The organism is Kribbella rubisoli (genome assembly GCF_004217145.1).
GTDB lineage: Bacteria > Actinomycetota > Actinomycetes > Propionibacteriales > Kribbellaceae > Kribbella > Kribbella rubisoli.
The window spans coordinates 1,024,495-1,038,684 of sequence record NZ_SHKR01000013.1; the positions used below are offsets into that span (position 1 = coordinate 1,024,495).

General features: G+C 68.4%; 11 protein-coding genes. 6 read left to right on the plus strand and 5 right to left on the minus strand.

The features are described from left to right. Positions 1–41 precede the first annotated feature (41 nt). Positions 42–734 (minus strand): snapalysin, encoded by a 693-nt coding sequence (gene snpA, locus EV645_RS25085; RefSeq protein ID WP_130446379.1) that lies wholly within the window; start codon positions 732–734, stop codon positions 42–44. A 163-nt stretch (positions 735–897) separates the two neighbouring features. After that, the gene (locus EV645_RS25090) at positions 898–1,776 is read right to left on the minus strand and encodes an alpha/beta fold hydrolase (RefSeq protein WP_242000631.1); all 879 of its coding nucleotides are present in this window, start codon (positions 1,774–1,776) and stop codon (positions 898–900) included. A gap of 52 nt (positions 1,777–1,828) precedes the next feature. On the opposite strand from EV645_RS25090, the gene EV645_RS25095 reads away from it, so the two are divergent. Next, positions 1,829–2,410, plus strand: coding sequence for a TetR/AcrR family transcriptional regulator (locus EV645_RS25095; RefSeq protein WP_130446381.1), 582 nt, complete (start codon positions 1,829–1,831; stop codon positions 2,408–2,410). On the opposite strand, the gene soxR is transcribed toward EV645_RS25095, so the two are convergent. Continuing rightward, complete coding sequence (soxR, locus tag EV645_RS25100; protein WP_130446382.1) at positions 2,405–2,881, minus strand: redox-sensitive transcriptional activator SoxR; 477 nt, start codon at positions 2,879–2,881, stop codon at positions 2,405–2,407. The two genes, EV645_RS25095 and soxR, sit on opposite strands and share 6 nt — an antisense overlap. Before the next feature lie 386 nt (positions 2,882–3,267). Here soxR and EV645_RS25105 point away from each other — a divergent pair, with 386 nt between their 5' ends. Beyond that, positions 3,268–5,280, plus strand: coding sequence for a DEAD/DEAH box helicase (locus EV645_RS25105; protein WP_130446383.1), 2,013 nt, complete (start codon positions 3,268–3,270; stop codon positions 5,278–5,280). Between the two features lie 47 nt (positions 5,281–5,327). Here EV645_RS25105 and EV645_RS25110 read toward each other — a convergent pair whose 3' ends face one another. Continuing rightward, complete coding sequence (locus EV645_RS25110) at positions 5,328–6,416, minus strand: aminotransferase class V-fold PLP-dependent enzyme (protein WP_130446384.1); 1,089 nt, start codon at positions 6,414–6,416, stop codon at positions 5,328–5,330. Between the two features lie 116 nt (positions 6,417–6,532). Between EV645_RS25110 and EV645_RS25115 the strand changes: the two genes are divergently transcribed. Genes EV645_RS25115 through EV645_RS25130 form a run of 4 tightly spaced genes read left to right on the plus strand, consistent with a single transcriptional unit; the run spans position 6,533 to position 12,910 of the window. Beyond that, a complete protein-coding gene (locus EV645_RS25115; RefSeq protein ID WP_130446385.1) occupies positions 6,533–9,697 on the plus strand; it encodes a penicillin acylase family protein in 3,165 nt (1,054 codons plus the stop codon). Positions 9,698–9,724: 27 nt separating this feature from the next. After that, entirely contained in the window at positions 9,725–10,315 is a 591-nt protein-coding gene (locus EV645_RS25120) for a YbjQ family protein (protein ID WP_130446386.1), read from the plus strand. Beyond that, entirely contained in the window at positions 10,305–11,669 is a 1,365-nt protein-coding gene (locus EV645_RS25125) for a GH1 family beta-glucosidase (protein ID WP_130446387.1), read from the plus strand. Before EV645_RS25120 ends, EV645_RS25125 begins: the two co-directional genes overlap by 11 nt. Continuing rightward, on the plus strand, positions 11,666–12,910 hold the full coding sequence (locus EV645_RS25130; RefSeq protein WP_130446388.1) for an MFS transporter: 1,245 nt from the start codon (positions 11,666–11,668) through the stop codon (positions 12,908–12,910). The genes EV645_RS25125 and EV645_RS25130 overlap by 4 nt, the downstream gene beginning before the upstream one ends. Here EV645_RS25130 and EV645_RS25135 read toward each other — a convergent pair. Further along, positions 12,841–14,175, minus strand: coding sequence for a winged helix-turn-helix domain-containing protein (locus EV645_RS25135; protein ID WP_130446389.1), 1,335 nt, complete (start codon positions 14,173–14,175; stop codon positions 12,841–12,843). The genes EV645_RS25130 and EV645_RS25135 overlap by 70 nt on opposite strands. Between the last annotated feature and the right edge of the window lie 15 nt (positions 14,176–14,190).

The window sequence follows — 14,190 nt, forward strand, 5'->3', positions numbered from 1 at the left end:
AACCGTCCCCTGCCGGGCGGCTCCGGGCCGGAGGTTGGGGGTTACTTGGAGGTGTGGAAGGCGGCCAGCGGGAGGCTGGTCTTGCCGTTGGCCCAGAGGGCGTTGACCTTGGAGCGCTCGGTCGAGTCCGGGTACGGGTTGGTGCAGGACGGGCCGGGGCCGCCGCCGGACATCAGCTCGGAGCACGGGCCGGAGTAGTGGTCGGGCAGGCCCAGGACGTGGCCGGTCTCGTGCGCCACGATGCGGGTCTGGTCGTACTCCTGGGACTGGGCGTAGTCGATGAAGACATAGCCGCTGCCGTGGCCGTCGGTGGACGCGTACGAACCGCGCGGGTCGTTGCCCTCGGTGTAGTAGAAGTCGTAGTTGCTGCCCTCGACGAGCTTCACGTTGCTGACGCTCGAGTTCCAGATCGACGAACTGGACGCGATCTGGGACGCGTAGGTCGGCGCGTCGACGGCGTACGTGACCGTGACGGCGGTGACCTTCTGGCCGGCCTTGGCCTGCTTGGCCATCTTGGCGCGGGCGGACTTCATCACGGCGTCGTAGAACGCCTTGGTGGCGGCTTCGTCCTGCGGCGAGCCGACGTACGCCGCGCGGGTGGCGGCGGTCGAGACGTGCGAGCTGTGCGAATCAGGGGCGGGCGCGGCAGTCGAGGGGGACGCTGCCAACGCGGGCACGGCCAGCGCGGCGGCGGCAAGCCCCGCGAGACTGGTCAGGATACGGCGATGCGACATGGAGGGCCTCACTCCGAATCGGTGGCGGATAGCGACGGGCGGATTACCGATCGCCACCATCGGATGCTCCCAAGCCCCCAGGAATTCCGCATCAGATCGCAGAAAACCCAGGGGATAACCCGCGAATCACGACCGCCGTTCTATGCCGGCCATAGCTCCGGTCCTATGGGTGTTCGAGCAGGAACGCGCGCAGGTCGGCGGCGATCTCGGCGGGGTACTCACCGCTGATTGCGTGCGAGGCGTCCGGATAGAACGCGACGGTCTTGGTCCGCAATGCCCTCTCCGCAGTACTGCGGGCGGTCGCCGGGCGATGCATCACCGAGCGGCCGGCGATGATCGCGAGCACCGGCATCGGGAGCGCGGCCAGCTGCTCTTCGGTGATCCGGCGTGGTTGCGGCTGACGGATCGTGTAGTTCTTCATGCCGGACTCGATCATGTCTGCCACCGGCACCTGTTCGACCGGCTTCCCGCCTGCCGTGTACGAGTTGAACCGGTCCCGCCATGACCGCGGCAGCCACTTCACCGCAGCCGGCAGCGACCTCAACACGGTGCCGAGCGGTATTCCGTCGTACACGTTGACCGCATCCAGCGCCGTGACAGTCGCAACCCGTTCCGGCCGCCGCACGGCGAGATTCATCGCAGTCCAGCCGCCAATCGACAGCCCGAGCAGGTTGAACCGCTGCTCCGGCAGGGCTTCGAGCGTCTGGTCCAGCCAGGCAGCCTTGTCCTCGTCGGAGCTGATCGGCTTGGTCTGGGCGCTCATCCCCGGCTCGCCGAGCAGGTCGATCGCGTAGACGTCGGTGATCGCCAACAGACGCTTCAGCAGATCGGCCCAAACCGGGGTGCCTGATGACGTACCGGGCAGCAGGACGAGTGGGGCCGGTCCTGGCGCGCCGGTGAACCTGTACACGCGGACCTCGCCGTACTCCGTGCTCACATCGCGAACGGCTGCCGGCGTGGGAAGGTCCCGCATCGCCGCGTCGTACTTGCCGCGATAGTCCTCGCGCCCGGCGGCGCTACTCCAAGTGCCGATCCTTGGCATGATCTCTCCTAACCGAGTGGTAGGTAATCCCACCATACGGTAAGTTGACGTCATGCCTTCAGCGCGTGGCCGGAATCTCACGTTCACCGAGGAAGCGCGCCGGGCGCAGCTGCTCGACGTCACCACCGAACTGGTTGCCGACCACGGCTACGCCGCGACGTCGCTCGGGCGGATCGCAGAGAGCGCCGGTATCACGAAGGCGGGAGTGCTGTATCACTTCCCGTCGAAGCAGGCCCTGGTTGAGGCTGCTCATGCGCGGGTGCTGTCGGAGCTGGTGGAGGCGGTCGGGGCGGCCGTGGATGCTGCGGGGCCGGCCGACGCGCCGGCGGCGTACATCCGGGCGATGGTCGGGCATCTGCGGGAGCGGCCGCGGCATGTGCGGATGATCGTCGAGGCGATGACGTCGGTCGCGCCGCTGACCGATTCGAAGGCGCGGTGGTCGGCTGTGGCGGACCTGATCGCCGCGGCCCGCGACGCACGCAGGCTCACCGGGGAGGTGGATCTCCGGTCGGCCGCGCTGGTGATCGGTGGCGGGATCGACGCGATCGTGTCCGAGTCGCTGGGCGATCCGGAGTACGACGCAGCAGCCGCCGCCGAGCTACTCGTCAGCGTTGTGGAGCGTGGGTTGTTATGACTCGCCGGGGATGCCGACGTTGAGGAGGCGGGCGCCGGGGCCTCGGGTGGCCAGGCGGTCTTCCTTGTTGTAGAGGTTGCAGCGCTGGAGGCTGAGGCAGCCGCAGCCGATACACGTGTCGAGGTCGTCGCGGAGGCGCTCGAGCTCGGCGATGCGTTCGTCGAGGCGGCTGCGCCACGTCTTCGACAGCTTGCTCCAGTCGGCGCGCGTCGGCGTACGGTCCTCGGGCAGCGAATCCAGCGCGCCCTTGATCTCCGCGAGCGCCAGACCGACCCGCTGGGCCGCCTGCACGAACGCGATCCGCCGCAGCGTGCTTCGCTGGTACTGACGCTGGTTGCCGGCCGTACGCCGGGACGCGATCAGGCCCTGGTCCTCGTAGAACCGCAACGCCGACGCGGCCACCCCGGACCGATGTGCGATCTCCCCGATCGAGAGCCAATGCTCTTTGCTGGGGACGTTCTCCTCCGCCATACCGCCACCCTAGGACGGCGTTCCAAGAACTCAACCACGCTTGAACTGTGCGAGGTGGGTGCCGGGAGCACCAGTCGGCTGGGTGGTCTGGTCATCGGCGCGTCGTCGGCGGCCTGGTCGGCGGCGTGGTCAGGGGCGCCGTCACGATCGGTTATACTTTTCTCGTGTCGGTGCGCGCGTCGCGTCACCAGAGATGTTCCCAGGCGCTCCGACCCGTCGGTTTCAGCATCCGCTGAGAGTCCGGCGACATGGGTGCAACGCGATAGCACCCGCAGGTCGATGCCCGTCTCCTGCTGAGCACGTTGTCCGATCAGGATTTCCTGACCGGCGTTTCCGTGCGGCTGCGAACCGGCGCCATTCGTCCGTGAAACTGAGAGAGAGTTTGCGTGACCCAGCACCACCAGCAGGACGAGTCCGCCGACGGGCGGGCCAAGAAGCCCCGGCACAAGAAGTACCAGAACCAGTCGTACGGCGAACGCCTCGCCGCGAACGCCTCGTACGAAGCACCGCGCGAGGACAGCAAGCCGGTGAAGGGCTACCGCTCCGAGCCGGCCCGCCCGGACCGCGGCCAGCGCAGCTATGACCGCACCGACGACCGCTCCGGCGAGCGCAGCCGCGACGAGCGCCCGCGCTACGAGAACCGCAACCGCGACGACCGTCCGCAGTACAACCGTGACAGCCGCGACGACCGTCCGGCGCCGCGTCGTGACGACCGGCCGCAGTTCAACCGGGACGAGCGTCCGCGCTTCAACCGCGACGACCGTCCGCAGTACAGCCGGGACAGCCGTGACAACCGGGACAACCGTGGCGACCGTGGCGACAAGCCGCAGTACAACCGGCCCGAGCGCACGGACCGCCGCGACGACCGTGGCGACCGGCCGCAGTTCCGGCGCGACGACAAGCCGCGGTTCGACCGCGACGAGCGTCCCCGGTTCGAGCGCAGCGAGCGTCCGTCGTACCAGCGCGACGACCGTTCGTCGTACCGGCGGGACGACAAGCCGTTCGAGCGGCGTCCGTCGCAGGACGCGCGCCGCGGCGAGTTCGAGGAGCAGCCGGTGGACCTCGGCACTGTTGCCGATGACAACCAGTTCGCCGCGCTCGGTCTCGCGCCACGGCTTGTGCAGCGGCTGGCCCGCGACGGCATCACCGCGCCGTTCCCGATCCAGACCGCGACCATCCCGGACGCGCTGGCCGGCAAGGACGTGCTCGGTCGCGGCCAGACCGGTTCCGGCAAGACCCTCGGCTTCGGGCTCCCGACGCTCATGCGTCTGGCCGGCGGCCACACCGAGTCGCGCCGCCCGCGCGGGATGATCCTGGTCCCGACCCGTGAGCTCGCGATGCAGGTGCACGACGCCCTCGAGCCGCTCGCGCACGTGATGAACGTGTCGCTCAAGCTGATCGCCGGTGGGCTGCCGTACCCGAAGCAGATCGAGTCGCTGCGTCGTGGCGTCGACCTGCTGATCGCCACCCCGGGCCGTCTGATCGACCTGTGCGAGCAGGGTGCGGCCGACCTCGGCGCCGTGGAGATCGCGGTGCTCGACGAGGCCGACCACATGTGCGACATGGGCTTCATGCCGGCGGTCACCACGCTGCTCGACATGACGCCGCCGGAGGGTCAGCGCCTGCTGTTCTCGGCGACGCTGGACAACGACGTCGACAAGATCGTGAAGACCTACCTGAAGGACCCGGTGCAGCACTCGACCGAGTCCGGCCAGGCCTCGGTCAGCACGATGGAGCACCACCTGCTGGTGATCGAGCCTGGTCACAAGCAGTCGCTGACCGCCGAGCTTGCCAGCCGGGACGGCCGGACCATCGTGTTCGTCCGGACCAAGCTGGGCGCCGACCGGATCGCCACCCAGTTGCGCGACCGTGGCGTGATGGCCGCGGCGCTGCACGGCGGCCTGACCCAGGGTGTCCGCAACCGGACGCTGGACCAGTTCAAGGACGGTTCGGTGCCGGTGCTCGTGGCAACGGATGTCGCGGCTCGTGGCATCCACGTCGACGACGTCGGCCTGGTGGTTCAGGCTGACCCGCCGGCCGAGCACAAGGACTACCTGCACCGCGCCGGTCGTACGGCGCGCGCCGGTGGCAAGGGCGCCGTCGTCACCCTCCTGCTGCCGCACCAGCGGCGCGGGATGATCCGGATGGCCGAGACCGCCGGCGTCAAGGCCGAGCCGGTTCGGGCCCGTCCGGGTGACGAGTTGGTCACCGAGCTGACCGGCGGCACCAAGCCGTCCGGGTACCCGGTGAAGCTCCCGGCCCCGAAGCCGCAGCGCTTCGCCAAGGGCGGCGGCAAGCGGTTCGGCGGCAGCAGCCGTCCGGGCCGTGGTCAGGGCGGCAACGGCGGCCCGCGTCGCAGCGGCCCGCGCCGTACCGACGGAAAGTCCTACCAGCACTGATTGCAGACGGCCCTGATTCCCTTGTACTCAAGGGGATCAGGGCCGACTCATGTCAGGACGGCCCACAGCCGGGCGAGGATCGTCGCGATCTCGTCGCCGTCCAGCGGGACGAGCTCGAGCATCAGTTCGCCCTCGGCCATCCGGTCGGTCATCACGTAGATCGACGGCGTACCGGCCTCGAGCTCGGTCGCGACGCGTTTCGCGTCGGCGACCTTGAGCAGGACCCGCGAGATCTGCAGCCCGGTCGGGTCCTTCACCACCTCGGCGATGACATCGGGGATCCGGGAGGCCGCGTCGACGAACGCGTCGACCTTCGCGAGCTCGTCCGCCTCCCATTTCACCCGGTCGAACGCCTGCCACTCCTCGAGGGCCGCGAGCACGCCGACGATCGCCTCCTTCGTCGGCTTCATCACCCGTCCGATGCCCTTCTCCTGGGCCCGCAGCGCCTGCACCAGCGGCCAACTCCCGGCGACCAGCCCCGCGGTCGGCGAGCCGAGGTACTTCTGCCCGCTCACCAGCACCAGATCCGCGCCGGTCGCCAGCAGGTCCGCGATCCGCGGGAACTGCGCTGCCGCATCGACGATCGCCGGTACGCCGCGACGATGCGCGGCACGGACCGCGGCGACGAGGTCGATCGGCTCGCCGTGGGTCAGCCGGGACGACACCAGCATCAGGCACGCCACATCCGGCCCGTCGAGCTCGTCCTCCAGCTCGGCGATCGTGCAACCGTTCTCGTCGCCGGCCAGGTCGACCTGCGCGCCGGCGAGCCGGATCCCCTGCAGGTTGGTGTGTCCGTAGTCGATCACCTGACAGGCCGGCAGGACGACGCGGTTGTGCATATCGCTTGCGTCCGGCAACGCCGCAGTACGCCGGGGATCGCCGCCGGTCATCGTGGCGGCGACCGCGAGGGTGATGCCGGCCGCGGTGCAGTGCACGACCGCGCCGGCCTGGGCCCCTGTTACCTGTGCGATGGCCTCGCTGGCACGATCGCCGAGCTCGTCCATCACGAAGAATTCGGGCAGTGCCTGTGCGACAGCCTCCGCCACCCCGTCGGAACTCCGGGACACCCCGAGCGGGGTAAACGTCCCCTTGGCGTTGATCACCACACTCAAGCGGTAACGCTCATGAATGGTCATGGTGATGCAGAGCGTAGTGGTCACGGACAGCAATTGGCGAGAGTCTGGACGTGAGTTCTTGACCCGAATGCTACTGGTGAGTCATTCTCACTTTTACCCCATCTGAGGAGGGAACCGTGCCCCGCCCCGCACTCCGAACCCGCCTTCGCACCCGCCTTCGTATCGGGATCGCCGCCGCCGCTGTCACCGCCGTCCTCGCGGCCCTGCCGGCGCCGACCCAGGCAACGCCGCAAGCCGTTGCCGCGACCCCCGGAGATTATTGCCTCGAGCAATGTCGCGACATCCTGCCGCCGGGTCAGAACGGCAATGCGACCTTCACGGATCTCCTTGCTTTCAAGGCCTTAGGCGTCAGACCGGCGCACTTCAGCGACACGGTGAAGCCCTACCAGGATCTGGTCTGGAACTCGCAAGGCATCACCGACGAGGGCCTCGCGCCGTACTACGACGACTCGTCGTTCGGGGTGAAACCGGACGACGTCGCGAGCACGACCCATCCACGCAGCGACGTGACCATCGTGCGGGACAAGTCGCGCGGCATCCCGCACATCACCGGCACCACGCGGCTCGGCACCATGTTCGGCGCCGGGTACGCCGGAGCTCAGGACCGGCTGTTCGTGATGGACGTGTTCCGCCACCTTGGTCGCGGCCAACTGACGCCGTTCGCGGGCGGAGCGGCGGCGAACCGCGAGTTCGAGCAGGAGTTCTGGCGCACCGCGCCGTACACCGAAGCCGATCTCCAGCGGCAGTTCGACGATGCCGATGATCTCTACGGCGCCGACGGCGTGAAGATGCAGCAGGACATCCAGGCCTGGGTCGACGGCGTCAACCACTACATCGACACGATCGGCATCGCGTACCCGGGTGAGTACGTCGCCCTCGGTCTGCAGTGGCCGACTCCGCATTGGAAGGTGACGGACGTCGTCGCCACCGCGGCGGTCGTCGCGGGCATCTTCGGTACCGGTGGTGGCGCGGAAGTCACGTCAGCGCTCGCATTGCTTGAAGCACAAGCGAAGTACGGCGTTGCCCAGGGCACCAAGGTGTGGGAGTCGTTCCGCTCGCAGAACGACCCCGAAGCCAGTACGACGGTGCACAACGGCACGTCGTTCCCCTACGGCACAACCGGTCCGAACCCAGCTGGCCGCGCGATGCCGGACCGTGGCTCGGTCACCGCAGAGCCCGAGGTCATCGACCAGACCGCGAACAAGACCGCGGCCGCCAAGCCCGCGCCGAAGGGCTCGGACTCCTTGAAGGGGATCTTCGACGACGGATTCTTCCCCGAAGGCTTCGGCAAGAAGGGGATGTCGAACGCGCTGGTGGTCTCCGGCGCAAACACGCAGAGCGGCAATCCGATCGCCGTCTACGGTCCGCAGACCGGGTACTTCGCGCCGCAGCTGCTGATGCGCCAAGAGCTACAAGGCCCGGGGGTCAGCTCGCGCGGCATCGCGTTCGCCGGCCTCAACTTCTACACGCTGATCGGCCGCGGCCCCGACTACTCGTGGAGCGCGACATCCGCGGGGCAGGACATCACCGACACGTTCGCCGTACCGCTGTGTGAGCCTGGTGGTGGGACGCCGACCAAGGACTCGCAGTACTACGAATTCCGCGGGCAATGTGTCCCGATCGAGCGGCTGGAGCGGCACAACGCGTGGTACGCGAGCCTCGGCTCGTCCGAACCCGCGGGGTCGTACACGTTGGTTGCCCTGCGCACCAAGTACGGCATCGTCTCGCATCGCGGCACCGTCGGCGGCAAGCCGGTGCTGTTCACCAAGAACAGGTCGACGTACGGCAACGAGGCCGGGTCGGCGCTCGGGTTCATGCAGTTCAACGACCCGGACCGGATCCACTCTGCCGCCGACTTCCAGAAGGCCGCCGCGAACATCGGATACACGTTCAACTGGTTCTACACCGACAAGGATTCGATCGCGTACTTCAACTCCGGCGACAACCCGGTCCGCGCGGCCGGCGCCGACCCGAACCTGCCGACCTGGAGCTCGTACGAGTGGCAGGGCTGGAACCCGGACACGAATCGCGCGACGTACACGCCGGCGGCGCAGCATCCGCAGGTGGTGAACCAGGACTACCTGACCAGCTGGAACAACAAGCAGGCGCCTGGGTACTCCGCGTCGGACGGGCAGTGGGGTTACAACGCGGTTTACCGCAGCCAGCCGCTCGACGACCGGATCAAGGCCATCATCAGCAACGGGCAGAAGTTCACCCGCGGCAAGCTGGTTGAGGCGATGGAGGACGCGGCCACGGTCGACCTGCGCGGCGACCAGGTGCTGCCCTATCTGCTCAGAGTCCTGAAGTCCGCACCGATCACCGACCCGGCGGTCGCCGACGCCGTTGCCAAGCTGACCGCCTGGCAACAGGCCGGCGCCCACCGCAAGACTCCGAACGCGTCGTCGAGGACCTATGACAACGCCGACGCCATCCGCATCATCGATGCCTGGTGGCCGCGGCTCGTGCCCGCCGAGTTCAAGGACCTCGGACCAGATCTGTACGGCGCACTTGTCGCGAACCTCAAGATCGACGAGCGGCCCAGTGCGCAGGGTTCGTCGTTCCAGAGCGGCTGGTGGGGCTTCGTCCAGCGGGACATGCGCAAGGTTCTCGGCGACCCGGTGAAGGCAGCTCAGCCGGTGACGTACTGCGGCGGCGGATCGCTGGCCGGTTGTCGGTCCGTGCTGACGGAAACATTGCTGGCGGCAACCAAGGTGCCGGCCGCGACGACGTACCCGGCGACGGCGGACTGTGCCGCGGGCGACCAGTTCTGCGCCGACCAGATCGCGCATCAGCCGATGGGCGGCATCACGCAGGACCGGATCGCGTGGGTCAACCGGCCGACGTACCAGCAGGTGGTCGAGTTCCCGGCCCGGCGCGGTGACGACCTCACCAACCTGGCGGTCGGGAAGACGGCGACGGCGAGCAGTTACGAGACCGGGTGGTACAACTCGCCGCCGGCGCAGGCCGTCGACGGGAAGCCCGACACCCGGTGGGCGAGCGACTGGTCGGATCCGCAGTGGCTGAAGGTTGACCTCGGCAACGAGCAGACCGTACGCCGGGTGGTGCTCGACTGGGAGGCGGCGTACGGGAAGTCGTACAAGGTCGAGGTCTCCCGGGATGGGGCGACGTGGCAACAGGTGTACGCGACGACGACCGGCGATGGTGGCGAGGACGTGGTGCGTTTCGCGCCGACCCAGGCGAGATATGTCCGGGTCACCGGGACGCAGCGCGCGACCTCTTACGGGTATTCGCTGTATGAGTTCCAGGTGTTCAGATGGTGATGCCCCCGGGCCTGTCAGGATGAGGGCATGAACCAGAACTTTCCTCCGAACCAGCCGTTCCCGCCGCAGCAGGGCTTCCAGCAGGGCCCGCCGCCGGGGTACCAGGGGCCGCCTCCGGGCTACCAGCAGGGGCCGCCGCCGCAGGGGTACGGGCAGCAGCCCGGGTACGGCCAGGCGCCGGGCAACTACCAGCCGGCTCAGAACCCTGCGCCGCATGTCGCGCCGCAGGGTTCGCCGTACCCGGTGCTGGTCTCGACGATGAACGACCTGCCCGGGTACACCGCGGACAAGGTGTTCGGCGAGGTGTTCGGGCTGACCGTGCGGAGCCGCGACTTCGGGTCGAACTTCACCGCGAGCTTCCGGTCGCTGGGCGGCGGCGAGGTGCCGGAGTACACCCAGATGCTGGCCGAGTCGCGGCACGTCGCGGTGATGCGGATGTGCCAGATGGCGCAGCAGATGGGCGCGAACGCGATCCTCGCGATGCGGTTCGACTGCAACGAGATCGCTCAGACGATGAGCGAGGTCGCGGCGTACGGCACGGCCGTCGTCGTACACAAGGTCGAGCCGCCGCGGCCGCAGGACACCAGCCCAGATGAGGATGATGCGAATGACAGCTGATCTGATCTTTCCGCCCGGATTCCGCTGGGGGGTCTCGACGTCGGCGTACCAGATCGAGGGTGCCGTGGCCGAGGGCGGCCGCGGTCCCTCCACCTGGGACACGTTCTGCGCCGAGCCCGGCCGGATCCTGAACGGCGACACCGGCGAGGTCGCCTGCGACCACTACCACCGGTACGCCGAGGATGTCGCGCTGATGCGGGAGCTCGGGGTGGACACCTACCGGTTCTCGTTCTCCTGGCCTCGCATCCAGCCGTCGGGTCGTGGGCCTGCTGTGGCGGCCGGAATGGATTTCTACGACCGGCTGATCGACACCCTGCTCGGCGCCGGGATCCAGCCGGCGCCGACGCTGTTCCACTGGGACACCCCGCAGGCGCTCGAGGACGCCGGCGGTTGGCTCTCACGGGACATCACCGACCGCTTCGCGGAGTACGCGTCTCTGGTCGGTGCCCGGTTCGCGGATCGGGTGCCGATGTGGATGACCATCAACGAGCCGATGGTGCTGACGCTGATGGGGTACTCGCTCGGCGCGCATGCGCCCGGTAAGGAGCTGGTGTTCGACGCTCTCCCGGTCGCGCATCATCAGCTGCTCGCGCACGGGCGCGCGGTGCAGGCGCTTCGAGCCGCCGGTGCTACTCAGATCGGCATCGCCAGCAACCACGCGCCGACCTGGCCCGCGAGCGACAGTCCTGAGGACAAGGAAGCGGCCGCGCTGTACGACAACCTGATCAACTGGCTGTTCGCCGACCCGATCCTGCTCGGCGAGTACCCGAACGGCATGGGCGACGCGATGCCTGGTCCGGTTGCCGACGATCTCGCCATCATCTCGACGCCGCTCGATTTCTTCGGCATCAACCACTACGCGCCGGTCTCGGTCGGCGTCGCCACCGGCCACGCCGACACCGCGGCGACCGATGGCGTGCTGTTGCCGCCGGGCCTGCCGTTCGAGCCGCGGACACTGACCGGTTACCCGACCACGGACTTCGGCTGGCCGGTCGTGCCGGACGCGTTCGGCGAGATCCTGCGGATCTTCAAGGAGCGGTACGGCGACCGGCTGCCGCCGATCTACATCACCGAGAACGGCTGCGCGATCAACGACGAGCCCGTCGACGGGGTTGTGTCCGACCAGCGGCGCATCGACTATCTCGACGGATACCTACGGTCGTTGAGGGCCGCGATGGACGACGGGATCGACGTCCGCGGGTACTTCCAGTGGTCGCTGATGGACAACTTCGAGTGGGCGGCCGGGTACTCGCAGCGGTTCGGCCTGGTGCACGTGGACTTCAAGACGCAGGAGCGTACGCCGAAAGCGTCGTATCACTGGTTGCGTGATCTGATCGCTCAGAGCCGGGCATGATTCCCGAGCCGGGGGTGGTGCCGTCCGCGCTGGCGGAGCCGACCGTGCGGGTGCGGCCGGGGTGGACGGCGGCCGTCGTACTGGCGAACGTCGGGGTATTCGCGGCCTGGCTGGGTCCGATCCAGGTGCTGCTCGCGAAGCAGTCCGAGTCGGTTGCTCCGGGCAACAAGGAGTTCGTGTTCGGGCTGGTGACCGGAGTCGGCGCCGCGGTGTCGGTGTTCGCGAACCCGGCGTTCGGCGCGATCTCCGACCGGACCACGTCACGCTTCGGCCGGCGGGTGCCGTGGGTGGTGGCCGGTGCTGTCGGCGGAGCGGTAGGGCTGGGCATTCTGGCCGGTGCGCATCTGATCGTGTTGATGCTGCTCGGTTGGTGCCTGATGCAACTGTTCGGCAACGCACTCCTCGCCGCGGCAACAGCCGTTGTACCGGATCGCGTCCCGGTCGCCCAACGCGGCGGGGTCGGCGGCTGGGTGGCAATCTCGCAGGTCTTGGGCGCATTGGTCGGTACTGCGCTTGCTGCAGCCTTCGACAGCTACGCGCTCGGGTACGCCGCCTGCGCGGTGTTCCTGCTGTTGTCGGTGGTGCCGTATTTGTTGCGCAGTCACGACGTGCAACTGGTGGAGCGTCCGACGTTCGTACTGCGCGATTTCCTTCGTGGGTTCTGGATCAGCCCGCGACGGTACCCGGACTTCGGCTGGGCCTGGCTGACGCGGTTCCTGTTCAACGTGGGCAATGCGCTCGGCACGCTGTACCTCTTCTACTACCTGCAGGACGAGGTCGGCGTCGACGACCCGGACACCGGCGTACTGATCCTGACTGCGATCTACAGCGTGTGCGTCCTCACGACCGCGATCACCTGCGGCCGCTGGTCGGACCGCTCCGAACGCCGGAAGGTCTTCGTCACCGCCTCCGGCTGGGTGATGGCCGTCGCCGGCGTCGTGCTCGCAGTCTGGCCGACCTGGCCGGGCGCAATCGTCGGCGCGATCATCCTCGGCATGGGTTTCGGCGTCTACCTGGCCGTCGACTTCGCCTTGCTCACGCAGGTCCTCCCGAGCGCCCAGGACCGCGCGAAAGACCTCGGCGTCATCAACATCGCAAACTCCCTGCCCCAGGTCCTCGCCCCCGCAATCGCAGCCCCCATCGTCAAACACCTCGGCGGCTACCCGGTCCTCTACCTCTTGGCCTCAGCCGTCACGGTCCTCGCCGGCGTACTCGTCACACGGATCCGATCGGTCAACTGACCAGCGAGCTTTCCGTCGGCGGGGACGTGGATGTGGTCGAGGCCCAGCCAGTCGGCCATCAGATGCAGCTCGGCGGCCAGCGGTTCGACGAAGTCGGGGGTGTCGGGCTCGGCGGTCAGGGTGGGGACGACGAGGGTGGAGGTCTGGCGGTCGGCCTTGAGGTCGACGCGAGCCACTAGTTGGTCACCTAGGAGGAACGGGAGTACGTAGTACCCGTGGATTCGTTGTGGGGCTGGGGTGTAGATGCTGATGCGGTAGAAGAAGTCGAACAGGTGGTGAGTGCGGTCGCGGTTCCAGATCAGGGGGTCGAAGGGGGAGAGGAGTGCATGGGCGTCGATGGGGCGGTCCTTGGCCTCATGCCAGCGGTAGCTCTGTTGCTTGACGCCCTCGACGCGGACGGGGATCAGCTCGCCGGCGTCGGTCAGGTCGCCGATGGCCTGCCGAGCGGTTGCTGCGGGCAACGGAAAGTGTGCCTGGCCGCTGCCTCCGCAGAGCTCCTTGAGAGTCGCGACCCCCAGCCCGCGGGCCGCGATGCGGACCAGCTCGCGGCGGGCCTCGTCGGCGGTGAGCTCGGGGGCGGCGAGTAGGTCGGCGGGTAGGACGCGTTCGGTCAGGTCGTAGATCCGCTCGAAGTGGCGGCGGCCCGCGATCGTCAGCTGGCCCGTGCAGAACAAGTACTCGGTCGCGATCTTCGCGTCCTGCCAGTTCCACATCCGGCCGGTGCCCGGATCCGGATCCGGGTCGGTGCGCTTCCGCCGTACGCCGTCCGGGCTCGCCTCGCCCGCAGTCAACGGGCCCTTCTCGGTGATCATCTGCAGCACCTGGTCGACGTACCCGGGCCGCTCCGCGGTCAGCCGCCGCATCCCCGCCACGACCGACCACGGTGCGCTCACGTCCGGGCTCAGTTCCTCGTCCCACACCTGCCGCTCAGCCGCCCGCATCCGCCACCGCATCAACGGGTACGCCGTGAGCGGGATGAGCGCCGCCTTGTGCCCCCAGAAATACTCGAACAACTCCCGGTCCGCACCCCAGGCCAGCTTGTCGAGCGTCGCCCGCGGATAGTTGCCGACCCGCGAGAACACCGGCAGGTAATGCGAGCGAGTCAGCACATTCACCGAATCCAGCTGCAGTACGCCGACCCGCCCGATCGCCTTCCGCACCGCCCGCACATCGCCGCGCTTGGGCCGCCCGTCCCCGAACCCCTGCGCACCCAGGGCAACCCGCCGAGCAACCCCCACCGAGATTTCATCACCCACGGCCGCCATAACTTGAACCTATAG

Excerpts from the sequence above, each read along its gene's own strand:
- snpA (WP_130446379.1), bottom strand. The coding sequence starts at position 734 with ATGTCGCATCGCCGTATCCTGACCAGTCTCGCGGGGCTTGCCGCCGCC.
- EV645_RS25090 (WP_242000631.1), bottom strand. The coding sequence starts at position 1,776 with ATGCCAAGGATCGGCACTTGGAGTAGCGCCGCCGGGCGCGAGGACTAT.
- EV645_RS25095 (WP_130446381.1), top strand. The coding sequence starts at position 1,829 with ATGCCTTCAGCGCGTGGCCGGAATCTCACGTTCACCGAGGAAGCGCGC.
- soxR (WP_130446382.1), bottom strand. The coding sequence starts at position 2,881 with ATGGCGGAGGAGAACGTCCCCAGCAAAGAGCATTGGCTCTCGATCGGG.
- EV645_RS25110 (WP_130446384.1), bottom strand. The coding sequence starts at position 6,416 with ATGACCATTCATGAGCGTTACCGCTTGAGTGTGGTGATCAACGCCAAG.
- EV645_RS25120 (WP_130446386.1), top strand. The coding sequence starts at position 9,725 with ATGAACCAGAACTTTCCTCCGAACCAGCCGTTCCCGCCGCAGCAGGGC.
- EV645_RS25125 (WP_130446387.1), top strand. The coding sequence starts at position 10,305 with ATGACAGCTGATCTGATCTTTCCGCCCGGATTCCGCTGGGGGGTCTCG.
- EV645_RS25130 (WP_130446388.1), top strand. The coding sequence starts at position 11,666 with ATGATTCCCGAGCCGGGGGTGGTGCCGTCCGCGCTGGCGGAGCCGACC.
- EV645_RS25135 (WP_130446389.1), bottom strand. The coding sequence starts at position 14,175 with ATGGCGGCCGTGGGTGATGAAATCTCGGTGGGGGTTGCTCGGCGGGTT.